This is a genomic window from Stenotrophomonas sp. 21LCFQ19, assembly GCF_056861425.1.
In genome coordinates, this window is record NZ_JBSPUF010000002.1 from 14,446 (window position 1) to 36,453 (window position 22,008).

25 protein-coding genes are annotated in these 22,008 nt (G+C 64.1%); 14 read left to right on the plus strand and 11 right to left on the minus strand.

Annotation, left to right across the window (positions count from 1 at the left end):
* Positions 1 to 129: 129 nt before the first annotated feature.
* Complete coding sequence (locus tag AC13FW_RS02240) at positions 130 to 948, minus strand: carboxylesterase family protein (protein WP_482988058.1); 819 nt, start codon at positions 946 to 948, stop codon at positions 130 to 132.
* A gap of 93 nt (positions 949 to 1,041) precedes the next feature.
* Between AC13FW_RS02240 and AC13FW_RS02245 the strand changes: the two genes are divergently transcribed.
* Positions 1,042 to 1,332 (plus strand): hypothetical protein, encoded by a 291-nt coding sequence (locus AC13FW_RS02245; protein WP_482988059.1) that lies wholly within the window; start codon positions 1,042 to 1,044, stop codon positions 1,330 to 1,332.
* 143 nt (positions 1,333 to 1,475) lie between these two features.
* Here AC13FW_RS02245 and AC13FW_RS02250 read toward each other — a convergent pair whose 3' ends face one another.
* Positions 1,476 to 2,576 (minus strand): IclR family transcriptional regulator, encoded by a 1,101-nt coding sequence (locus AC13FW_RS02250; RefSeq protein WP_482988060.1) that lies wholly within the window; start codon positions 2,574 to 2,576, stop codon positions 1,476 to 1,478.
* Between the two features lie 561 nt (positions 2,577 to 3,137).
* On the opposite strand from AC13FW_RS02250, the gene AC13FW_RS02255 reads away from it, so the two are divergent.
* Positions 3,138 to 4,217: an HDOD domain-containing protein gene (locus AC13FW_RS02255; protein WP_482988061.1), complete on the plus strand. Its 1,080-nt coding sequence runs from the start codon at positions 3,138 to 3,140 to the stop codon at positions 4,215 to 4,217.
* An 85-nt stretch (positions 4,218 to 4,302) separates the two neighbouring features.
* Here AC13FW_RS02255 and AC13FW_RS02260 read toward each other — a convergent pair whose 3' ends face one another.
* Entirely contained in the window at positions 4,303 to 5,874 is a 1,572-nt protein-coding gene (locus AC13FW_RS02260; RefSeq protein ID WP_482988062.1) for a phospholipase D family protein, read from the minus strand.
* A 123-nt stretch (positions 5,875 to 5,997) separates the two neighbouring features.
* Here AC13FW_RS02260 and sstT point away from each other — a divergent pair, with 123 nt between their 5' ends.
* The 3 genes from sstT to AC13FW_RS02275 are packed head-to-tail and all read left to right on the plus strand — an operon-like array spanning position 5,998 to position 8,248.
* Positions 5,998 to 7,203: a serine/threonine transporter SstT gene (sstT, locus tag AC13FW_RS02265; RefSeq protein ID WP_482988063.1), complete on the plus strand. Its 1,206-nt coding sequence runs from the start codon at positions 5,998 to 6,000 to the stop codon at positions 7,201 to 7,203.
* Entirely contained in the window at positions 7,203 to 7,949 is a 747-nt protein-coding gene (locus tag AC13FW_RS02270) for an AzlC family ABC transporter permease (RefSeq protein ID WP_482988064.1), read from the plus strand. Before sstT ends, AC13FW_RS02270 begins: the two co-directional genes overlap by 1 nt.
* Complete coding sequence (locus tag AC13FW_RS02275; protein ID WP_482986534.1) at positions 7,946 to 8,248, plus strand: AzlD domain-containing protein; 303 nt, start codon at positions 7,946 to 7,948, stop codon at positions 8,246 to 8,248. The genes AC13FW_RS02270 and AC13FW_RS02275 overlap by 4 nt, the downstream gene beginning before the upstream one ends.
* Before the next feature lie 198 nt (positions 8,249 to 8,446).
* On the opposite strand, the gene AC13FW_RS02280 is transcribed toward AC13FW_RS02275, so the two are convergent.
* The gene (locus AC13FW_RS02280) at positions 8,447 to 9,157 is read right to left on the minus strand and encodes an rRNA pseudouridine synthase (RefSeq protein WP_482986533.1); all 711 of its coding nucleotides are present in this window, start codon (positions 9,155 to 9,157) and stop codon (positions 8,447 to 8,449) included.
* Positions 9,158 to 9,223: 66 nt separating this feature from the next.
* Positions 9,224 to 9,721: a M48 metallopeptidase family protein gene (locus tag AC13FW_RS02285; protein ID WP_482988267.1), complete on the minus strand. Its 498-nt coding sequence runs from the start codon at positions 9,719 to 9,721 to the stop codon at positions 9,224 to 9,226.
* Positions 9,722 to 9,790: 69 nt separating this feature from the next.
* Between AC13FW_RS02285 and AC13FW_RS02290 the strand changes: the two genes are divergently transcribed.
* Positions 9,791 to 10,345, plus strand: coding sequence for a DUF2058 domain-containing protein (locus AC13FW_RS02290; protein ID WP_482988065.1), 555 nt, complete (start codon positions 9,791 to 9,793; stop codon positions 10,343 to 10,345).
* 161 nt (positions 10,346 to 10,506) lie between these two features.
* Positions 10,507 to 10,770 carry a DksA/TraR family C4-type zinc finger protein gene (locus AC13FW_RS02295; RefSeq protein WP_282265397.1) on the plus strand — a complete coding sequence of 88 codons (264 nt, stop codon included), beginning with the start codon at positions 10,507 to 10,509 and terminating at the stop codon, positions 10,768 to 10,770.
* A 263-nt stretch (positions 10,771 to 11,033) separates the two neighbouring features.
* Here the strand turns inward: AC13FW_RS02295 and AC13FW_RS02300 are convergent, their stop codons facing one another.
* From AC13FW_RS02300 to AC13FW_RS02315, 4 genes are all read right to left on the minus strand, one after another.
* Positions 11,034 to 11,552, minus strand: coding sequence for a GNAT family N-acetyltransferase (locus tag AC13FW_RS02300; protein WP_482988066.1), 519 nt, complete (start codon positions 11,550 to 11,552; stop codon positions 11,034 to 11,036).
* Between the two features lie 91 nt (positions 11,553 to 11,643).
* Entirely contained in the window at positions 11,644 to 12,903 is a 1,260-nt protein-coding gene (locus tag AC13FW_RS02305) for a sugar transporter (RefSeq protein WP_482988067.1), read from the minus strand.
* A 163-nt stretch (positions 12,904 to 13,066) separates the two neighbouring features.
* The gene (locus AC13FW_RS02310) at positions 13,067 to 13,648 is read right to left on the minus strand and encodes a mechanosensitive ion channel domain-containing protein (RefSeq protein ID WP_482988068.1); all 582 of its coding nucleotides are present in this window, start codon (positions 13,646 to 13,648) and stop codon (positions 13,067 to 13,069) included.
* Between the two features lie 19 nt (positions 13,649 to 13,667).
* Positions 13,668 to 14,810 (minus strand): alkaline phosphatase family protein, encoded by a 1,143-nt coding sequence (locus tag AC13FW_RS02315; protein WP_482988069.1) that lies wholly within the window; start codon positions 14,808 to 14,810, stop codon positions 13,668 to 13,670.
* Here AC13FW_RS02315 and AC13FW_RS02320 point away from each other — a divergent pair.
* From AC13FW_RS02320 to AC13FW_RS02335, 4 genes are read left to right on the plus strand one after another with little or no spacing between them, the layout of a single operon-like run.
* On the plus strand, positions 14,794 to 15,039 hold the full coding sequence (locus AC13FW_RS02320; RefSeq protein WP_482988070.1) for a hypothetical protein: 246 nt from the start codon (positions 14,794 to 14,796) through the stop codon (positions 15,037 to 15,039). The two genes, AC13FW_RS02315 and AC13FW_RS02320, sit on opposite strands and share 17 nt — an antisense overlap.
* Positions 15,040 to 15,070: 31 nt before the next feature.
* Positions 15,071 to 15,643 carry an RNA polymerase sigma factor gene (locus tag AC13FW_RS02325; RefSeq protein WP_482988268.1) on the plus strand — a complete coding sequence of 191 codons (573 nt, stop codon included), beginning with the start codon at positions 15,071 to 15,073 and terminating at the stop codon, positions 15,641 to 15,643.
* Positions 15,643 to 16,194 (plus strand): hypothetical protein, encoded by a 552-nt coding sequence (locus AC13FW_RS02330; protein ID WP_482988071.1) that lies wholly within the window; start codon positions 15,643 to 15,645, stop codon positions 16,192 to 16,194. Before AC13FW_RS02325 ends, AC13FW_RS02330 begins: the two co-directional genes overlap by 1 nt.
* Before the next feature lie 11 nt (positions 16,195 to 16,205).
* Positions 16,206 to 17,096, plus strand: coding sequence for a DUF4097 family beta strand repeat-containing protein (locus AC13FW_RS02335; RefSeq protein ID WP_282265411.1), 891 nt, complete (start codon positions 16,206 to 16,208; stop codon positions 17,094 to 17,096).
* Positions 17,097 to 17,243: 147 nt separating this feature from the next.
* Here AC13FW_RS02335 and AC13FW_RS02340 read toward each other — a convergent pair whose 3' ends face one another.
* Positions 17,244 to 18,620 carry an Hsp70 family protein gene (locus tag AC13FW_RS02340; protein ID WP_482988072.1) on the minus strand — a complete coding sequence of 459 codons (1,377 nt, stop codon included), beginning with the start codon at positions 18,618 to 18,620 and terminating at the stop codon, positions 17,244 to 17,246.
* Between the two features lie 337 nt (positions 18,621 to 18,957).
* Between AC13FW_RS02340 and AC13FW_RS02345 the strand changes: the two genes are divergently transcribed.
* A complete protein-coding gene (locus tag AC13FW_RS02345) occupies positions 18,958 to 19,290 on the plus strand; it encodes a zinc ribbon domain-containing protein YjdM (protein WP_282265415.1) in 333 nt (110 codons plus the stop codon).
* Between the two features lie 34 nt (positions 19,291 to 19,324).
* On the opposite strand, the gene AC13FW_RS02350 is transcribed toward AC13FW_RS02345, so the two are convergent.
* A complete protein-coding gene (locus AC13FW_RS02350; protein WP_482988073.1) occupies positions 19,325 to 20,416 on the minus strand; it encodes a tetratricopeptide repeat protein in 1,092 nt (363 codons plus the stop codon).
* 276 nt (positions 20,417 to 20,692) lie between these two features.
* Here AC13FW_RS02350 and thpR point away from each other — a divergent pair, with 276 nt between their 5' ends.
* Both thpR and AC13FW_RS02360 read left to right on the plus strand, forming a co-directional pair.
* Positions 20,693 to 21,280 carry an RNA 2',3'-cyclic phosphodiesterase gene (thpR, locus tag AC13FW_RS02355; protein WP_282265419.1) on the plus strand — a complete coding sequence of 196 codons (588 nt, stop codon included), beginning with the start codon at positions 20,693 to 20,695 and terminating at the stop codon, positions 21,278 to 21,280.
* Between the two features lie 96 nt (positions 21,281 to 21,376).
* Positions 21,377 to 21,976 carry an HD domain-containing protein gene (locus tag AC13FW_RS02360; protein ID WP_296245960.1) on the plus strand — a complete coding sequence of 200 codons (600 nt, stop codon included), beginning with the start codon at positions 21,377 to 21,379 and terminating at the stop codon, positions 21,974 to 21,976.
* Positions 21,977 to 22,008 lie beyond the last annotated feature (32 nt).

The following is a 22,008-nucleotide window of genomic DNA, read 5'->3' on the forward strand; positions in this document are numbered from 1 at the left end:
GATGCGTGATTGTGATCACGCTATCGCATCGATCTTACAGCCGAAGGCTGCCGCATCGTCCGCCGATGCTGCAAACGATGCGGGCGGGGTCGTTCCCGGTTCCAGTTGCATGCGGTATTGGCGCCGCTGTCAGGGGCGCTTCTGGCTCCACATCCATTCCCACATCGCGGGGTTGCGATAGGTGGCATCCCAGGCGTTGTGCTCGACGTCCGGGTATTCGGTGTAACGGAAGTCCGCGCCCATCTGTCGGCTGGCGGCGACAATCGCGCGATCATCGGTGGTTGGCACCAGTCCATCCAGGGCGCCATGGAACATCCAGGTGGGTACATGACGCAGGCGGCTGACGACGCTTTGATAGGGATCGGCGGCATTGGCTACCTGGTCGACCACCAGTCCAGGTCGATCGGCACGCGGTGCTCGCAGCGCGCCGCAGATCGGCACCAGTGCGGCGAATCGGTCCGGCCGGGTCAGGGCCAGTTCCCAGCTGCCATAGCCGCCCATTGAGATACCCGTCAGATAGATACGCTGTGGATCGGCAGTGAACTCCTTGCTGGCCGCCTCCAGGACCGCCAGCGCCATGCGCGCGTTGCGTCCGCGCCATTCTTCGCCCTCCGGCACCTGGGGAAACACCACCAGGGCCGGGAAGGTGTCCATGTTCTGGGTGAGCCAGGGGCCAATCCCGGCCAAGGTAGGCTTGAGTCCGTCGTCGCCACGCTCGCCGGAGCCATGCAGGAACAGCACCAGTGGCCGCGGGCCGGGTGGTGTGGCGCTAGTGGCAGGCACAAACACCTGGTAGCGGAACTGACGGCCCTCGAAATCGAGCTGCCGCGCGACGAACTGCCCCTTGGCCGGCGCCGTGCTGGTGGTTGAAGGCAGGCTGTTGCAGCCCATGAGCATACCCAGCAGACATAGCGACATCAGGATGCGGCCCATTGCAATCGGCTCCATGGCGTAAGCCCACAGACTAGCCTGATTTCGCGTGTGTCAGAATGCTTGTGGATACACCGCCGTGGCGGTCTGTTCTTTTACTGGGGGTTGTGGATGAAGAAGCTGCTGATCGTTGCGTTGGCAACCTTGCTGGCTGCCTGCAGCCAGGGCCTGAGTGGCACCTGGAACGATGGCATGGGGATGGTCAGCTACACATTCGACTCCGACGGCAAGGTCACGGTTGAAACGCTGGGCAAGACACAGCAAAGCCGCTATACCCGTGACGGCAATGCCTTGAAGGTTGCAGTGCCCGGCAGCGAAGCGCAGTCGGTGGAGTTCACCATCAACGAGGATGGCTCGCTGCGAGGCCCGATGGGCGTGCATCTGCACAAGCAGAAGAAGTGAGGCATCCCCGGCGGATTGATCTGCGCTAGTGTTCCCGGCTCAGCAGCGCGCCTGTGGCTGAGCTGGAAACATAGGGCCATCAGGGGCGCGACGACCGACGTTTCCGGCATCAGTGGATGGCCCGGGAATGTACTGAAACGTGCTCATGAGGCCCGCAGGAAGCCTTCGATCTCGCGCGCGGCTTTCCCTACCTGTGCACTCAGCGACGCTTTCATATCTGCTGGCAATACCGAGCGCGGGACCATGATGCTGATCGAGGCCAGAACCTTCCCGTCACCGTCACGCAATGGGTAGGCCACCGTCGAGACGCCGGGTTGGTAGAACGATTCGCTGATGGCATGACCGCGTGCACTGTCGTTGCCCAGCAGCTCGACCAGCTCCTTTGGTGTTTTTGGCCCCTGTTCGGAGGTGAGCGCAAATGCCGGTTCCGGATACAGCGCACCCAGTTCCTGCTCGGGCATCGTCATCAACAGTACGCGGCCTGTCGCAGTGCAATGTGCGGGTCGACGTGTGCCGACGCTGACGCCTGAAGGGGGTTCGCCGATGGCGCTGGCGTGGGCCACGTAGACGACCTCGCGTCCATCCAGCACGCTCAGCTGGGCTGAGTGGCTGGTGATGTCACGTAACCGTTGAATGATGGGTTGCCCGATCTGCACGATGTCCATCGATGACAGGTAGTCAAAGCCCAGTCGCAGAATGCTGATGCCGAGGTTGTAGCCACCACTTGCGCTGTTGCGATCCAGGAAGCGCATCTGTTCCAGCGTCTGTACGGCGCGGTAGACCGATGCCTTGGGCATGCCTGTGCGCTGGCAGACCTGGGTGAAGCTCAGTTCGCCACGCTGCCGTCCAAACAGCAGCAACATGTTCAGACCCCTCTCCAGAGCCGGCACCATGTAGCGATTGGGATCTTTTGCTGTTGTTGCTTGGGGTGTCGACATATGTGTCCTCCCTTGGGTTGTAGGCAAGGCCGTCGATGGCGGACAGGTGCAGCCCGCTGCGGGATACGAAAGGGCTGACCGCTGGTGTATCGGATGCCGTCGATGTCGGCAGGGGATTGCACCCGCCGCACAGGGCATGCGTTGTCCTATGGAGCATGGCGGCCGGCAGGGACGGATTCGGGGTTTGCTGCCGGGCCAGTCTCGGGGTGATTGGTGTTGTGCGGAGGGCGTTGGCGCTCCGTGCACGTGGCACCGATCGCAGAGTTTCTGATCTCCTTTTCGGGCGCCTTGGCCATGTAGATGCATTCGTTACGTATCTTCGGTCATGCAGATGGCTTTTTGATGGACGCCTTTGCGTTCAAGGTTGGTGAGGTTGGGGTTTTATGTTTGAAACTAAACGGATTTTTTGAAGCTGCAACTAAACATAGCAGCGTCAAAGGGGCGGGCAATCAGGAAAGCTGCCATTTGCGTGTGCTGTTATTCACAGATCTGGTATTCGGTGCGACGTTTTTATTGAGTGGAGTGGCGTGCTCGCATACTGATTGCTTGCCGAGATTCGAAATCGTTTAGTTGGTGAAACTTTGTGGGGCTTTATTCGCCTGTTTGTGCTTGTGGAAGGCGGTGATGAGTCGCCTGTGGCTGGTGCGTAGTATTTCGATGTCGAATTCCATGTGGGTTTGTGTGCTGCATGAGAGTTTTCTGGTTTGAATGAATGCTTGGTTTGTATGCCATCTGGAAATCAATGGGTTTCGTCATGCTTCCCCGGGTTTTCCCGGGGCGGGAGGACTTGGCTGAGGTGTGTGCTGATCTTGCGGAACAGGATTAAAGGAATCCCTGTGCCTGCCGATATGATTGGCAGCTCTCCGCGTGGACCTTTCTGTATTTGTCATGGTGATCATCTCGGCGGTTTTTGCGGCAGTGCTTGCCGGGGGCCTGGTCTGGCTCTGGCAGCGGAGCAGTGGCGATGCGACACGCCCACAACGCCAGTTCCGTGTGTCGCCGACGCTGAGCGCGACAACCGACGAGGACGCTGTGGTCGCCGTCAGCGTGGATGATCTGCAACGGCGCTTCCTGCTCAGCGCGCTGGGCGCCGCAAATACGCCTGCCGATGCGCTGCGGGTGCAGAGGTCGGTGGTGGACGATGTGGTCGCTGCACTGAGCCGCGCCGACATGTCCTCGCGCTACACGCCGCGCCGACCAAACCTGCTGCCGCAGCTGATCCAGAGCGTCAATGACAGTGCTGCCTCGTCGCGTTCCATCGCCCGCATCATCGGCAGTGATGCGGTACTGGCGGCAACGCTGCTGCGTATCGCCAACAGTTCTCTGTATCGCCTGCAGCGGCAGGACATCCAAAGCATCGAGCGGGCGGTGACGCTGATAGGCAATGATGGCATCCGTCAGATCATTTCCGCCGCGTTGGTGCAGCCGGTCATGGAGTCGGCCAGCGGCGTTGATGCCGAGTTTTCGCGCTTGCTCTGGGATTACACATTGCGGGTATCGCTGGCCGCTGCCGACCATGCGCGCAGCGTGGAACGCGAGGATGGCTTTGCTGCGCAGTTGGCTGGCCTGCTGCTGGGTCTGAGTGCTGCGATGGCGATGCAGGCCGCGGCCGATGTATTGGCCCGGCCGCCGCTGCGGGTACGTGAGCCGGGCACCTTGTTGGAGGTGCTGGAGCGCTGCAGCGCGCCGACCGCGGTGCGGATCGCCGGACATTGGAAGTTGTCGGCGCCAATCGTGCAGGCACTGGAACAGGTGGATGTGCCGGCTGCTGGTGGTCTGGCGCGTTCGTTGCAGGTTGGGCAACTGGCCGCCAGCGCGGCGATGCTGCATGCGCAGGGTCTGATGAGCGAGGCGGAGGCCAATGCGGCGCTCGCCAGCCAGATGCCCGAACATGTGGCGGCGTGGTTGTGGAAGCGGATGACGCAGGCAGACGGCGCATTGGAGTGAGGTCGTCCGCGCCTGGATGCGGCGCGGTCCGAGTCTGTATCCGGCGGGCCAATGAAATACCGCCCCGAAATGCCGGCTGCGCAGGCTAGAGCTGTGACTCCAATGGCAGCCAGCTGATCATCTGGGTGCTGGCGCGTAGCATCAGTCCGGTGTCCGGTTCGGTGCGCAGGCTGATCGGCGGCGTGCTGGCCCGATCCAGCCAACGCAATTCGTGGTCCCTGTTCAAGTACACCCAGTAACTCAACTCGGCACTGGACAGGCGCAGGTATTCCTCGCGCAGCCGCGCGGCCAGCACCGGGTCATCGAACAGCGCGCCCATTTCGGTATTGAGGTAGGCCGAGCGCGGGTCGAGGTTGAACGAGCCGACGAAGCCACGGCGGTCATCCACCACGAAGGCTTTGGTGTGCAGGCTGGCGCCACTGCTGCCGAAGGTGGATGCCTTCTCGATGTGGCCACGGGCCTTGAGTTCGTACAGCTGCACGCCGCCGGCCAGCAACGGGCGCCGGTAATGCATGTAGCCGCTGTGCACGGCGGGTACGTCGTTGGCCGCCAGCGAGTTGGTGATGATGCCGACCTGCACGCCGTTCTGGGCCTGCTGTATCAAGCCCTTGGTGCCGACCGCGCCGGGCACGAAGTAAGGCGAGATCAGCAGTGATTTGTGTTCAGCGCTGCCCAGTACCTCGACCAGCCGGGTGACCAGCCATTGGCTGCTGTCGCCGCCACTGGGTTTGCGAGGGGGATCGGAGTGGATGCTCATACCATCGGTCCAATGCAGGTCCAGCTGCTTGCTGAGATAGGCATCGGTGAGATGAGCGCGTACCCGCTGCAGGTAGGGCGCGGCTTCCTGTTGACGGGCGTCCAGCTCGGCCTGGCTGATGAAGTTGGCCATCTGCTGGTCGGTGCTGTAGTGCAGGGCTGCAATCGGCACCACGGCGTCGCTGTTCCAGAAGTCATCGAATACCGTGCTGGCTTCGCTGGCCACCGGACCGGCGAGCAGCAGGTCGAGGTCGCGGAAATTCACGTCCGGGCGCGCATCGAAGTATTCGGCGCCGATATTGCGGCCGCCGACGATGGCGACGCGGCCATCGGCGATCCATGCCTTGTTGTGCATGCGGTGGTTGATGCTGAAAACCCGCTGCACCATTTCGACCAGGCGCCACAGGCCATCACGGTTGCGGAATGGGTTGTACAGGCGGATCTCGATGTTGGGGTGATTGTCCAGCGCCAGCATCTGTGGGTCCAGCCCGGCGGCGTTCATGTCATCCAGCAACAGGCGCACGCGCACGCCGCGGTCGGCGGCCTGGTAGACGTCATGTGCAAGCAGGTGGCCGAGCATGTCGTCGTGCCACATGTAGTACTGCAGGTCCAGGCTGCGTCCGGCCTGGCGGGTGATGATGGAGCGTGCGGCGTAGGCTTCGAGCCCGTCGGACAGATACACCGCGCCGCTTTTGCCCGGATGTTCGGCCAGCAGCGGTTGCAGTTGGCGGTCGATCAGGGTTTGTTGTGGCTGCAGCGGCAGGGTCTGCGAAGGCGCGCCGACCGCCTTTGGGGTGAGGTGGTCACCCAGCAGCAGGCCGCTGCCCATCAACAGCAGCACAAAGGCCAGCAGATAGGCCAGGAACCGCAGCAGGCGTCTGGGGCGATGCTTGTTTTCCATGGGCGCATCCTAGCGGTGTTCGTGATCAGGCGTCAGTTTGTCCTGATTCCATGACGTTCCGGGGGTGCGGGGAGCGCCTCCTGTGAGCGAGAATCGGGGTTTGCGTTTGCCGCGAGCCCTGTGATGACCGAACGTTCTTCCTCCTTCCGAGCGCCCAGTCTGGTGCTGCAGATTGTCATTGGCCTGATCGCCGGCATCGTGCTGGCGATGGCTTGGCCTGCCGCTGCCACCGCTGTCGGCCTGCTCGGTACGGTATTCATTTCCGCGCTGAAGGCGGTTGCACCGATCCTGGTACTGGTGCTGGTCACGGCCTCCATCGCCAATCATCAGCAGGGGCAGAAGACCCATATCCGGATGATCCTGGTGCTGTACATGATCGGCACCCTGGCCGCGGCCATGGTTGGCGTGGCAGCCAGCTTCCTGTTCCCCAGCACGTTGACGTTGAAGACGGTCGAAAGTGCCATGAGCGCGCCGAGCGGCATTGGCGAGGTGCTCAAGACCCTGCTGATGCAGATCGTCGACAACCCGGTGCATGCACTGCTCAACGCGAACTACATCGGTTTGCTGGCCTGGGCGGTGGGTCTGGGTCTGGCCCTGCGCCACGCCAGCCAGACCACGCGCAACCTGGTCAGTGACTTCTCCGATGCCATCACCTGGGTGGTGCGGTTGGTGATCAAGCTGGCGCCATTGGGCGTGTTCGGTATCGTTGCTTCGTTGTTGGCCGAGTCCGGTCTGGGCGCGTTGAAGGACTACCTGCATCTGCTGGCGGTGCTGATTGGCGCGATGTTGTTCATGGCCTTCGTCGGCAATCCGCTGATCGTGGCCGTGGTGACCCGCCGCAACCCCTATCCACTGGTGCTGCGCTGCCTGCGCGAGAGCGGTATCACCGCGTTTTTCACCCGTTCCTCGGCGGCCAATATTCCGGTCAACATGGAGCTGTGCCGCAAGCTCGGCCTGCATGAGGACACCTATTCGGTAGCGGTGCCACTGGGCGCGACCATCAATATGGCCGGCGCGGCGATCACTATCTCCGTGTTGACCCTGGCAGCGGTGAATACCCTGGGCTACGCGGTGGATGTGCCGACCGCGCTGCTGCTCAGCGTGGTTGCCGCTATTGGTGCCTGCGGCGCCTCCGGCGTGCCGGGTGGCTCGCTGTTGCTGATTCCACTGGCCTGTGGCCTGTTCGGCATCTCCAATGAAGTTGCCATGCAGGTAGTCGGCGTCGGTTTCGTTGTCGGCGTGGTGCAGGATTCGGCTGAAACCGCCTTGAACTCGTCCACCGACGTGGTGTTTGTCGCGGCGGCCGAACAGGCACGCGGGCGCGCCTGATGGCCATGGCCGGGCGCATCACGCCAGCGGTACGCATCGGCGTTTCGATAGCGATTGCGACCGGCCTGTATGGCATCTCGTTTGGTGCGTTGGCGGTGGCGTCGGGTTTCAGCGTGGCACAGACCGCCGCGCTGAGCCTGTTGATGTTCACCGGTGGCTCGCAGTTCGCCTTCATCGGCGTGATTGGTGCCGGCGGTGCAGGCGCGGCGGCGTTCGGCGCCGCTACCTTGCTGGGCATCCGCAACGCGGTGTATGGCGCGCAGACCAACCGCATGTTGCGCCCGCGTGGCTGGCTGAAGCCGCTGGCGGCGCAGGTCACCATCGATGAATCGGCCGCCACTGCGGCAAGCCAGAGCGATCCGCAGGAACAGCGTCGCGGCTTCTGGGTAGCGGGGCTGGGCGTTTACCTGTGCTGGAACCTGTTCACCTTGCTCGGCGCATTGCTTGGCGATGCATTGGGTGACCCGCGCCAGTGGGGCTTGGATGGTGCGGCTGTGGCGGCCTTCCTGGGATTGCTGTGGCCGCGACTGCGTTCACGCGAGCCGGTGGCGATTGCCGTGGTCTGTGCCTTGGTGACGGTGCTGGCGCTGCCGTGGGTGCCGCCCGGGGTGCCGATTCTCCTGGCTGCGGCAGTGGCCGCGGTTTGGGGCTGGTTTGGGCATGGTCCGGCGGACGAGGGGCTGGAGCCTGATGTCGCACCCAAGGTCGACGTCGCAACCAAGGTTGAGCAGGAGTCGGCACGATGACGCTGTGGGCGTGGATCGTCTTGGGCTGCGCTGCCGCGTGGGCGATCAAGTTCGCTGGTTATCTGGTGCCACTGCGCTGGCTGGAGTCGCCGCGCATGAACCGCGTTGCCGGCTGCCTGACGATAGGCCTGCTGGCCTCGTTGACCGCGATGAACACCGTGTCGGCCGGGCAGGGGCTGGCCTTCGATGCGCGCATTGGCGCGTTGCTGGCCGCGGCGGTCGCCCTGATGCTGCGGCTGCCGTTTCTGCTGGTGGTGATTGTGGGTGCGACGGCCGCGGCACTGATCCGACTGCTGTGAACCAGCTGGCGGCTGTGGGAGCGGCGTCAGCCGCGAAGCCAGTGCTTCGTCCGCGCGCTGATCGCCTGCAACTGCACATCGTGTGATGCCGTTTTTTGGTGTGACCGGATGTATCGCCAGCTTCGCGGCTGACGCCGCTCCCACAAAACTGCAGGTGCAGGACGCTGCCGCTGCTGCAAAGCCCAGGCTGGCCTTGGCCTAGAACTTCTGCTCGGCTGCCAGGTAGCGCCACTGGCCTTCGGGCATCTTGCTCAGGCCGATGCGGCCGATGCGCAGGCGACGGATCTGTTCGGCCTTGAGGCCAACCTGGATGCACATGAACTGCAATTGGCCCGGGCGCACGTCCTTGATCGCGAAACGCAGGCGCTGCTCGCTTTGCCAGCTGATCTTGGCCTGCGGCAGGCTGCGGCCTTCGTAGACCAGGCCATGGGTGAGCCTGGGCATCGCCCACGGGGTCGGTTCGCCACTGACCTCGACCACGAACTCCTGTTCCAGGCTGGCGCCGGATTCCTGCAGGTGGCGGCGCACGCGCCAATCCTGGGTCAGCACGACCAGGCCGCTGGCAGCATCATCCAGCGGCATCAGGTAGTCCAGGCGCTGGAAGTGACGGCGCAGCGAACGGATGCCGGAGGCGTCGTCGGCAAAGCGGTTGTCGTCTGCCAGCAGCGCGAACAATTGTTCTGCGGTACAGCCGGCCGGCTTGTTGATCAGGAAGGTGGCGGCTTCAGCGGCTTCGGTGCTGCCTTCGGCGGCCAGGGTGATGATTTCCTCGCTGACCATGGTCTGCGGGGTTTCCACGACCACGCCATTGACGCTGATCCAGCCGCCTTCGATGTACTGCTGGGCCTGCGAGCGCGAGCACTGCAGCTGCGCGGCAACGCGCTTGTCGAGACGGATCGGGGTGTTCATGGCGGCTATGGGTTCTACGAAGGGCGGGGAGTGTAGCGCTGTGGCGAGGCCGGGGCGATGATCGGCTCAGCTGGGTTCATGTTCCAAGGCGGTCAGGTACAGGCGCAGGTCGAACTCCAGCTGGTGGTAATCCGGCTCCATGTGCAGGCACAGCTGGTAGAAGGCCTTGTTGTGGTCGGCTTCTTTGATATGCGCCAGCTCATGCACCACGATCATCCGCAGGAACTCGGCCGGGGCCTCGCGGAACACGCTGGCAATGCGGATCTCGCGGCTGGCCTTGAGCTTGCCGCCATGGTTGCGGGAAATGGCGGTATGCGTGCCCAGCGCGTGTTTCACCACCTGCAGCTTGCCGTCATACAGCACCTTGCCCAGCGGCACCGATTGGCGCAGGTGGCGCTCCTTGATGGCCTGCACATAGTCGTAGAGCTGGCGGTCGTTGCGCACCGGATTGGGCTCGGCGTAGCGCTTGCGGACGGCCTCGCCCAGCTTGCCCGCGTCCAGCAGCTCGCGGGCGCGCTGCTGCAGGTGTTCGGGATAGCCATTCAGGTATTTCAGCGGAAGCATGGGCATTTGGGCGGGACCGGGCAGGCCGCTATGATGGCAGCCTCGGCAACAGAACCATGAACAACGACGATGGCAAAGGGTAATCCACTGCAGGAACAGCTGCTCAAGGCTGGCCTGGTGAAGAAATCGCAGGTCTCGCAGGTGGCGCGTGAGCAGGTCAAGGCGCGTCACGGCAAAGGTCCGGTCAACGCGACCGAAAGCCAGCGCGAGGCCGATCGCGCCCGTGCCGAAAAGGCCGAGAAAGACCGCCAACTGGCCGCCGAGCACAACGCCCAGCGGCGCGCCGACGAACTGCGCGCGCAGGCCCGGCAGATCATCGCCGACCGCAAGCTGCCCCGCGCCGGCGAGCTGGAATACCGTTTCAACGACGGCGCAGTGATCCGCACGATGCTGGTCACCGAGGCGCTGCGTACCCAGCTGGCCAATGGCGCGTTGGTGATCGCCCGGCACGGTGACAGCTTCGAGTTGCTGCCGCGCATGGCGGCGGAGAAAGTACGCGAGCGTGAGGCCAGCCTGATCGTGCTCGACCACGGCCAGAGTGCGGACACGCCGATTTCCACCGGCAACGCCGAGGATGACGCCTACTACGCCCAGTTCCAGGTGCCAGACGACCTGATGTGGTGAGAGGTTGGTTCGCGCGGCTTGGCGCGGGCCGGCGCCGGCAGTGAGCGGGTAGCAATATGCTGGCGGATCCTGTTCAGGCAGCTGTACGTCTGACCGCCAGCCCTTGAATTGTGTCCATGGAGGCGGCAGTTTGCCTGTGTTGCTGTACGTGGAGGCAGGACATGGCTACCGGTTGGGCGGGTGATACCGCCGTTCAGGATCAGATTGATGCCACCGTCGAGGACGCGATCAAGCGTGCGCGCAGCCGCATGCCCAGCGGACCGGGGCTGGAACATTGCGAAGAATGTGATGCGCCGATTCCAGAAGCACGGCGCAAGGCCGTGCCCGGCGTGAGGTTGTGCATTGCCTGCCAGCAGGCGCAGGACGAGGACGAGGCGTTTGCCGGCTATAACCGGCGCGGCAGCAAGGACAGTCAGCTGCGCTAGGAACGATGGCTGTGGTTGTGCCTGTTGTGGTCGTCGCTGTGGTTTGCGGCTTTGGCTGTCGTTTTAGCCCTGCTCCTGCTCGTCATCCTCGCGAAGGCGGGGATCGCTCTGCATTTGCTTGCGCTTTGGAGTTACGCGGCAATTCCGGTCCGAATCAATGCCGAAGGCCAAGGCTGGAGCCAGAGCCGGGGCGATCCCCGCCTTCGCGAGGATGACGGCAAAAAAAGCAAAAGCCCAAAGCCCAAAGCCCAAAGCCCAAAGCCTCAGCTTTTTCCCGGTCCGGGCAGCACGGCGTTCAAGTACTGCTTCTGCACAACGCGCGGCACCAATCGCGGTCGCTCCATCAACACAAAGCGCACACCCTTGACCGTCTGCGGCGCAGCCTTGCTGACAAAGCCAAAGCGCTCATACACCGGCACTGCGATCTCGGACGAGTTGACCGTGTACTCGCGGCGGCCGTGTATGCGCAGTGCATGCTCCCAGAGCCGTCGCGCGATGCCACGCTGGCGGCTGCTGCGGCTCACGAACAGGTGATGGATGTGGCTGTCGCCGCGCATCGCGATCATGCCGACAAGTGCACCTGCATCTTCAATCACGTAGTGCGCGAACTCCTTGTCGACCAGCCGATCAGCGAAGCTGGCAGGAGTCAGCGAGGCCAGGAAAGCGTGTGCGCTGGCACCGCTGTCGGCGTCCATGAGGTGTCGCGCCAACGGGGTGACCAGCGCGCTCAGCGCCTCTGCATCGGCGAGGTTGGCGTCACGCAAAGTGATGTCCTGATCCACGTACTTCCCCCGTAGCGCGCCCCCGGAAGCAGCGGCGTGGACGGAAGCATACCTGCAGCCGCCACGCTGTAAACCTTTGTGCTGCGGCAGCTCAGTGCGTTGCGCCGCCCAGACGGAAGCTGCTGCTCCAGCGCAGCATCGCGAACAGGCACCACAGCCAGCCAGCCGTGGCGATCAGGCCGCCCACAAGCCCAATGTGTTGCATGCCCAGCTGCAGGCTGACCTGGCTGCCGATCAACGCGCCGGCGCCAATGCCGATGTTGAAGATGCCGGAGAACAAGGCCATCGCCACATCGGTGGCGTCGGAGGCCAGGTTCAGCACCTTGGACTGCATCGACAGCGCGAAGCTGATCATCGCCACGCCCCACATCGAAGCCAGCGCATACAGCAGCCAGCTGCTGTGCAGGCCGCTGCGCAGCAGCAACAGGCTGGCAGCCAGGGTGCCGATCGCGCCCAGCAGGAAACCACGCGGCCAGCGCAGGCCATAGCGCGAGAACAGCACGCTGCCGATGAAGCCCATGCCGCCGAACAGCAGCAGCACCAGCGTGGTCACGTGTGCATCGAAGCCGCCGATCTTCTGCACGAACGGTTCGATGTAGCTGTAACCGGTGAACTGGGCGGAGACCACCACCATCACCAGCAGGTACAAGGCCATCAGGGCAGGCCGACGCAATAGCAGCGGGATGCTGCTGGCCGAGCCGCTGTTCTGGCTGGGCAGGGCCGGCAGCAGCCGTGCCAGCACCAGCATCACCAGCAATGCGACGCCACCGATGGCCATGAAGGTGATGCGCCAGCCCAGCAACTCACCGACGATGCGACCCAGCGGAATGCCCAGCACCATCGCCACCGACGTGCCGGTGGCGAGCAGGCCCAGAGCCTGCGGACGCTTGTCCTGTGGCGCCACGCGCACCGCCAGCGAGGCGGTGATCGACCAGAACACCGCATGCGCCAGCGCAATGCCAACGCGGCTGGCCATCAGCACCGGGTAGCTCCAGGCCACGCCGGACAGCACATGGCTGGCGATGAACAATGCGAACACGCCCAGCAGCAGCTTGCGGCGGTCCATGTTGCGGGTCAGCAGCATGCACGGCAGCGAGGTCAGTGCGACTACCCAGGCGTAGATGGTCAGCATCAGCCCGACATGCTCGATCGGCTTGCCGAAGTCGGCACCGATGTCGCTGAGCAGGCCGACCGGGACGAACTCACTGGTATTGAAGATGAAGGCTGCCAGGGCCAAGGCGATGACGCTGAGCCAGCGTTGGCGGTCGGAGCGTTGGTCGTGGCGTTCGGCAACGGCAAAAGCGTCGCCTGCCTGCGGGGCAGGGCATGAGGTATCGGGAGTGGCGGACATTGCGTGCGGGCTTGCGACCGGGCCGGTCGCTCAATGACGGCGATTTTCGCACGGCTGACATGGACGCGAGCGGAACGCTGTGGGCCGGAGCCAAGGCAATCCCCGCCTTGGCGGGGATCACGGAGCCAATGCTCGGGTGTTGCTCGCTGCTGTTCCGGCTTCCTCAGCCGTCTCCCTGCAGGCTGACCGTACTGGAATCGCCACCACGCCAACGGCGCAGGCCGCGCTGGAAGAACAGGCTGTTGGGAATCTGTATCAAGGTGCCATCGACCGGGCCACCGACCTCATGCAGCGTGGTGTAGATCAGGTTGATATCGGTGACCACGCCCTTCAGGCCGGGCTTCTCGCCGTTCTCCAGCAGCTCGATCTGGTCACCCAGACGGAACGGCCGGGTGGTGAAGATCAGGAAGGTGCAGAAGATGTTGGACAGCACGCTCCAGGCGGCGAAGAACGCTACCGCGCCCACCGCGGCAAAGCCGGTGAAGGCCGTCCACAGCACACTGGCCTGTACGTGAAGGGCCTGCAGGATGGCGACCAGGGCCACCGTGCCGATGACGAAATTGGACAGCCGCCGGATCGCCATCTCGATCTGCGCCGGCAGCGTGTAATGGCGCCCAAGCCGGGCCAGCAGGCGCCGGGTCAGCAGGCGCAGCAGCCAGGCCACGACCAGGATCAGCAGGATGCTCAGGCCGGTGTTGATGGGTTCAATCCATTGCTGCATCGAGGCGGGGAGGTAGTGCTTCATGCGGATTCCTTGCGGTACGTCAGTGCTTCAGCGCGGCGTCGGTATGGCGGGGATTGCCGTCATTGTTGGCCGGGGTGATGTTCAACAGGCGGGCCAGCAATGGATAGACATCGACATTGTCGATGGGGGCGATGGTCACGCCTGGCGCGAACGCCGGCCCATAGCCGATGAATGGGGAATACATGTCCGGCAGGGCATTGTCGTAGCCATGCTCACCCAGCAGCTCGTGGCCTTTGCGCTTTTCGGCCTGGCGGGTGGTGACCTGCCAGCCAAGCTCGGCGGTGCAGATGTAGGCGGGCACGCGGCGGTGGTGGCCATATTCGAAGCGCGCCGGGATCTGCTCACGGATCATGCACTGGATATGCGGGTGGCTGCCGGCCAGCAGTTGTTGGGCGGCCATCTCGCCGCCGGGCAGGGCGTTGAACGAGGCGTAGGCGCCGGTCCAGCCAAAGTCCAGCTTGCTCACATCGACGATGTCATCCAGGAAGATCTGCCTGGCTGGGCTGGTAGCGGTCATGCCGTGGTCGGAGGTGACCACGATGTTGACCTGTTGCTGCAGACCCTGGGCACGGACACCCGCCAACAGCTCGCCAATCGCGCTGTCCACTTCGCCCAAGGCACTGTTCAGTTCGGCGGAATCCGGGCCGTAGCGATGGCCTTGCGTGTCGACCTTGTCGAAGTACAGGGTGATGAAGTGGGGGCGTTGCGCGGCAGGTAGTGCCAGCCATTCCAGTACCTGCTGCACGCGCTGCTGCGAGCTCACCTTGATGTCGAACGGCCGCCAGAACTCGGGACGTGCGCCATGCACCGGCGCTTCCGAGCCGACCCAGAACATCGCCGCTGCGCGTCCACCCTGTTCGCGCACGCTGGTCCACAGCGGCTTGCCGTCGTCCCACCAGCGCTCGTCGCGGACCGTGGCCGGGTCGAACATGCTGAAGCGCACGTCGGGAATGGCCGGGTCGGTCATGAAGTTGGCGATCACCCCGTGGTGGTCCGGGCGCAGGCCGGTGATCAGTGTGTAGTGATTGGGGAAGGTGATCGAGGGATACGACGGGCGCATGTATTCGGCGCGTGCGCCAGCGGCCACCATCGTGCTCAGCGTCGGGGTCAGGCCACGCTCCAGATAGTCATTGCGGAAGCCATCGATGGAAATCAAGATCACCGGGGCCAGCGCCTGCTCCGGCATGCGGGCCGCGGCTGACGGGGTATTGATGGGGGCGGGAGCGCTGGTGCAACCGGCCAAGGCGAGGGCGGCGCAAAGCAGGACAGCGGGGATACGCAACATGGGATCGCAACGGTTTGACGAGCGCCGATTGTCGGCCAGCGCGGCCATTGCTGCCAGTCGCTACGCTGCTGTGGGCCGCTTCGGCAAAGAATCGCGTCGGCTTTAAACCTTTTTGCTGCCCGCCGCATCCAATGGATATGCTCAACGCCACCGTGACCGCCACCGCCCCCTCATCGCCCGTCGTCGACGACGCCGTGCTGGCCCGTGCCGCCGCGGATGGCGACACCCGCGCCTATGAACGGATCTACCGGCGCCACTCGCCGCGGCTGTACGCACTGCTGTGGCGCTTGTGCGGCGGCAACGCGGCGCGTGCCGAGGATGTGCTGCAGGAGACCTTCATCCAGGCCTGGCGCAAGCTGCCGCAGTTCCGCTTCGAGAGTGCGTTGGCCACGTGGCTGCATCGCCTGGCCGTGAACACGGCGCTGATGGAGCTGCGCGCGACAACGTTTGAATCGCTGGATATAGGCGAATCCGGGATGGATCTATTGGCCGAAATGGCCGACACCCCCCGCTGCCACGCCACCGGCATGGACCTGGAGCGTGCGTTGCTGACCTTGCCGCCACGCGCCCGCGCGGTGCTGGTGCTGCATGACATTGAAGGCTGGAAACACCAGGAAATCGCCGTGGAACTGCAGATGGCTGTCGGCAGTTCCAAGGCCCAGTTGCATCGTGCACGCAGTTTGTTGCGCACGCGGCTTGGAGAATCATGATGAATCACTACGAAAACGATCACGATGATGCATTGGCGCAGCGCTTGCGTGGACTGCCAGGCGAACGGGTACCTCCGGCGACGGTGTGGCAGCGCATCGCCGCGGAACTGGAGCAGAGCCCGCGTACCGAGCCGGCAGTTGCTGCTTCCGCCATATCAGTGAACGCCGTGCCGGCGCGGCGCAGAGCACATCGTCACTGGCCACGTTATGCCGCTGCTGCGGTGGTCGTTGCGCTGGTTGGCGTGGCCAGCATGCTGTTGTTGCCGCAGCAGCCTGCGGCATCCGTCGCCGCCGAGGAATCGTCATTGCAGCATCAGGCCAACACCATCACCTACCAGTACCGGCAGGCGATGGCGACGATTCCGCAGGACGAGGTTGCCGCCGAGCTGCAGCCGGCGCTGCGTGAACTGGATGAAAGCGCGGGCAGCATCCGCAGCGCCATCGCGCAGAGCCCCGACGCCGATTTTCTACTTGGCCAGTTGCAGCGCACCTACGCGCTGCGGCTTGAACTCACCCGCAAGGGCGTCAACCCGACCGGACTTTCGACTTGAAGGAGCACCCGATGAAAGCTTGCATGCGCCATCTGATCGCCACCGCACTGCTGTTGGCCCCATTGACCAGCGCATTCGCGCAGACTGCGGTCAATCGCAACCTGCCCTTGTCCAGCGGCGGCCGCGTGGAACTGAGCAATGTGGCCGGCTCGGTCACCGTGCGCGGCTGGGACCGCAACGAAGTACAGCTGACCGGCTCGCTCGGCGAGGGCCAGCGGCTTGACGTGGAAAGCAGCGCCAATCGCGTGGCGTTGAAGGTGGTCTACCCGCAGAACAGCCGCAGCAGTCGTGGTGCGGTGCTGGAACTGCGGGTGCCGCGCGCTGCGCAGTTGCAGACCAGTACCGTCAGTGCGGGCGTGGATGTGGCTGATGTTGACCTGCGTCGTCTGCAGAGCAGTACCGTCAGCGGCAGCATCACTGCCAATGGACGCGCTGGTGAGGCGGAATTGACCACGGTCAGCGGCGCGATCCGCTCGCAGTTGCAGACCTCGCGGCTGGAGACCCGGACGGTCAGCGGTGGCATCAATGCGGCCGGTGGCAGTGGCGGTGAGGTCTCGGCCAACAGCGTGTCGGGCGGCATCACCCTGGACCTGGCCAAGGTACAGCGGCTCAGCGCCGAGTCGGTATCCGGCAGCCTTGGCGTGCGCAGTGCGGGCCTGCAGCCGGGCGGCCGGGTCAATCTGGAGACGGTGAGCGGCTCGGTTTCACTGAGCTTGCCGGCCAGCACGTCGGCGCAGCTGAAGGTCAGCACCTTCAGCGGCAGCATCCGCTCCGACGTCGGCCAGGTGCAGACCCCGCGCTATGGGCCGGGCAAGAACCTGGATGCACGGATTGGCGGTGGCGATGGCGATATCTCCATCCAGTCGCATTCCGGCGGCGTGCGGGTGAGTCTGGATCGTTGATTCACTCCCTCCCTTTTGCGCAGCAAAGGGGAGGGCCGGGCAGGGGTAACGCTTTTGCCCCCTCCCTTTTGCGCAGCAAAGGGGAGGGCTGGGGAGGGGTAACGCTTTTGTGCTTCTGGATCCCCAGCCTCGCGGCTTACGCCGCTCCTACAAACCTGCAGCAGCGCCATCCGTTGTTGCTGCCAACGCCAAGCCCTGCACCACGCCGAACGATGGGTCACCGTGCACCAGCTTCGCAGTCGGGAAGGCGGCGGCTGCGGCCCGTTGGATGTAGCCGGCGCGCGACATGCCGCCGGTCAGGAACACCGCCGCCGGGTCGTGGCCGATATCGCTACGTACCTGCTGCAACAGCGCTTCCAGCTCGCCAAGATAGCCACCGGCAGCCGTGGTCAGATGTGGTGCATCGATGTCCACCGACAGTCCCGCCTCGATGAAATCCAGCATGCTGTGGTGGCTGGGCTGGCTGCTCAGGGCGATCTTGCAGTGTTCCACCGCGCGGTACAGGCGCGCGGTATTGCCGGTGTCCTGCAGCGCTTGCAGGCGCAGGCCATAGGGAAGTTCCACCGCGTCGTAGTTGTGCTGGCGGAAATCACGCTGGCGGGTCATGTCCTGCACCATCGCGGCCTCCACATAGTGGTGTGCAGGCACGCGGGTGATGCCGCGGCCGAACAGTGGCATGTAGCCGGCCAGGCTCAGCGCAAGGTCGATGTCGGTACCGCCACGGGCGATACCCCAGGCGCGATGGATCTGCGGCGCCGCGTTGCCACCAACGCTGGCATGGGCGATATCGGTGGTACCGCCGCCAACGTCGACGATCACTGCTTCGTGGCGATCGGCGCTGACTGCGTGGTAGTGCATGGCCGCAGCAGCGGGTTCTTCGAGGAAATCCACTTCGTCGAAGCCTGCGGCCATTGCGGCGCTGCGCAGGATATCCAGGGCCTGGTCATTGCCGGCCGCGCCGATCGAACTGCGGAACTGCACCGGTCGACCAAGCAGGGCACTGCGCACGTTGCGCTGCAGCTGGCGAGAAGCGGTCAGGCGGATGTGTTCGAGGATATGGGTGGCGATGCCGGTGATGGTCTGCTTGGCACGCGGATGCAGGTTGTAGCCCAGCATCGACTTCGGGCTCTGCACCAGGTTACCTTCGTTCTCCTCGAAATAGGCTTCCAGCGCCTCGTCGCCATAGACCGCGTTCTGCAGCAGGGTGGTGGAGCTGCGCGGTTCGCGGATGCGTTCTTCCATCCACTGCCGGCGCACCACGCGGATGGCGTCACTGCGCAGCTGCTCATGGCTGCGCGTGTTGCCGACCGCGCGGGCGTCACGGCGGCCGGATTCGATCAGGTCTTCGACCTGTGCTTCCAGTACCGGGGTCAGTTCAAAGTCGTTGGGGTCGCGCATCACCTCGGGGAAGTACACCGTGGTGCGGAACTGCTGGGCCTCACCAAAGCTGACCGGGACCACCTTGCCGTCGATATGGGCGGCGGCGGCCGAGTTGCTGGTGCCAAAATCGATGCCGAGTTTCATGATGGCTGCGCGTCTTGCTGCTGAATCGGCCGCGCACTTTACTACGCCGCCGCGCGACAGGCTTCACATGCGGCTTGTGAATGGCTGTTCGCGGATGCGAGGGCTGCGTTACCACGAATCGCGTCACGATTTTCCGGCGTCCGCGCCACCTGAATGAAGATGCTCACCGCGCTGGCCGGACGGTCGGCCCAGCCCAACGGGTAGCGAATCGTGGCTTGTCGCGAGTGGAGATGGGCGTGCGTGCGGTCCGGTTCCTGCTGCGTGCCCGGTTGCTGCCGGGAGCGGCTGTGAGCTGAACGGCTACAATGGATGGTTAATCAATGTACGGGAGTCCCCCATGTCTGTTACTTCCTGCCCGCAATGTTCGCTGGAAAACGTCTATGCCGACGGCGCGCTGTGGATCTGCGCCGATTGCGGCCACGAATGGACCGCCGGTGAAGCGGCCGAATCCACGCTGGTGGTGCGCGACAGCAACGGCAATGTGCTGGCGGCTGGCGACACGGTCACCGTGATCAAGGACCTGAAGGTCAAGGGATCGTCCATCCCACTCAAGCAGGGCACGGTGATCCGCAATATCCGTCTGGTCGAGGACGACGCCGAGCATATCGAGGGCAACTCGGAAAAGATCAAGGGTCTGGTGTTGAAGACCTGCTTCCTGCGCAAGGCCTGAGCCAGCTCGCGTCGCAGCCGCCCGCGGTGTGCGTTCAGCGCGCCGCGTGGCGCGCTTCCAGCCTGCGGATTCCGTCCAGCTTGCTCTGGTAGACCGCCCGCATCGGGTTGCCGCCGAGGTCGCGGGCGCGTTTCATTTCCTTCATCGCCAACCGGTTGTTGCCGCCCAGAAAGTAGGCGCGGGCCAGGCCGAAGTGGAATTGATGGGCATTGCCATATAGCCGTACTGCTTCACGGTAGTAGTACGCGGCCAAGTCGTAGTAGCCGTCGCGCTCGGCGTTGTTGCCCTGCATGAACTGGTAGAACGGATCACGCTTGCTTACCTGTTCCAGGCGCGACCGCATCTGGGCCACGCGCCGGGTATCGCCCATACGCTGGTAAAGCTTGGCGGCATTGTGCAGCGCCGGGGCGTGGAAACGGTTGATGGACAGCGCTGTATCCAGGTCTTTGGCGGCGGCGTCGAGGTCGTCCTCGCGCGACTCAAGTACACCAAGGTTGCTCCACGCCGGTACAAACCGCGGATCCATCCGCAATGCCGCGTCGAAATAGGCCCGTGCACCGACGTAATCGAGCGCAGCCAACTGCTCGGCACCACGGTTGTTGTAGAAATGCGCGAGCGCGCGGCGGTCACTGATCTGTTGCGGGCCGCGGCGGTCGTACAGCACGTTGCTGTCCAGATCCAGGGTGGCCTGGCGACCATCAACGCGCATTCCGACATTGACGTGGCCGGCGTTGAAGATCAGGCCCTGGTCTTCATACCAGGACACCACCTGGCCAACCTCCTGCATGCGCGCCTCCAGGCCAATCTCACGGGCCAGGGCGACGAACAGCAGGGTGAAGGACAGGCAATTGGCACGCCGTTGCTGCCAGGTCTGGGCCACAGTGAGCGTGGCCTCGGTGTCGTAAGCCAGACCCAGCCCTTCAGGGCGGAATACCAGCTCAACCAGCCGGTGCAGGCGCTGCTCCGGGGAGTTGGCTGCTCTGAGTACCCGTTCCTGCAGCAGTGTCCGCACTTCCGGCGGGATCGCCATCACCTGTTCCGGTGTGGGGGGCGGGGAGGGCGGCGGTGGCGCGGCCCAGGCCACACTGCTGGCGGCGAGCAGGACCAATGCATTCCAACCGATCATGGCGATCACCCGGAGTTTGCTGCGGCCTGCCCAGTGTAGGCCTGTTGCGGGGGGATGGAAGCAGGCAGGGGACAAATCCACAGCGGGTGTGGACCAGCCCTGTGCAAACATGTGGATAACCATTGGCAGCCCTTGTGTGGCTTGGCTCGGCGGGTGGTGGTGAAATTTTCGCCATGGCCGGGCCGCGACCGGCGCGGTCTGCTAGTATCCGCGGCCCAAGACAGTAGTGGCCGCCGCAACGGAGCGGGTACGGCGGCCGGCTTTCGATACCAGACCATGACGAAGCAGCTTTCCTCCACCGAGGCCCAGATGACCCTGGGCCTGGGCAGCGACATTCCAACCGAACGCCTGTTCTTCGCGGTGATGCCTGATGCGCTCACGGCGGAGCGGGTTGCCGAGTTGGCCGGTGGCCTGCGCGAGGAACATGGCCTTCTCGGGCATCCGTTGGCGCCGGAGCGCTTGCACGTCACCCTGCATCACTTGGGTGACTACGCCGGCCTGCCTCCGAGCCTGCTGCCCAAGGTGCGGCAAGCGGCAGCGCGGGTGCGCATGCCCGAGTTCGAGGTCTGCTTTGATCAGGTGGGCAGCTTTGCCGGCAGCGTGAAAAACCCCTTCGTGCTGCGCAGCGAGTACGGTGCCGAGTTGTTGAACGGCCTGCATGAGGAGCTGGCGCGCTGCCTGCAGGGCGTGGGTGGCAAGCTGGACCCGCGTTTCACCCCGCATATGACCCTGTTGTACGACCGCCGTCGTCTGCCGATCCAGCCGGTACAGCCGCTGCGCTGGTTTGTGCGCGAATTCGTGCTGGTGCGCAGTTTCCTCGGCCAGGGCCGTTACCAGATCGAAGGCCGCTGGCAACTGGGCTGAGCGCGGCGTGGCATGAGTAGCGCAAACGCCTTCCGGCGGAATCCTGCGTTGGATTGCCGCCACGCGTGTTCCGCCACTTCGTGACAAGATGCAGGCATGAACGACCTGCTGCAGACCCTGCCGCCGCCGCTGCTGGCCGAGCTGAAAACCGCTTACGCTCAGCCGCCGCGCGCGTATCACAACTTCGGTCATGTGCAGGCGGTGCTGCAGCACTACCGCGATGTCGCCGCTGGCCCGGGCTGGCGGCAGCCGCTGGAAGTATTGCTCGCGGTGCTTTATCACGATGCGATCTACGAGGCGGGGCGTGGCGACAACGAAGCACGTTCGGCGCAGCTTGCCGCGTCCGGTATTGAACGTTGGCTACCGGATGCCGAAGTGGATGTGGCACGGGTGATCGAGCTGATCGAACTGACAGCGCGTCATGGCAGCCTGAGCGGGGACGGGCTGGATGCGGATGCCGCACTGTTCCTGGACAGCGACATGGCGATCCTGGGGGCGCCGGATGCGGTGTTTGATGCCTATGACCTTGGCATTGCCGAGGAGTATCGGGGCAAGGTGCCGGGCTTCTTGTTCCGGCTCAACCGGCGGCGTTTCCTGAAAAAGGTGCTGGCGCAGCCGCGTATCTTCTTCAGCGATTTCTTCCATGAACGCTACGATGCGGCGGCGCGGGCCAATCTGCGCAGAGTCACGGCCTGAGTCGGCGCTTTGGCTAAAATGCGGGTTGTCCT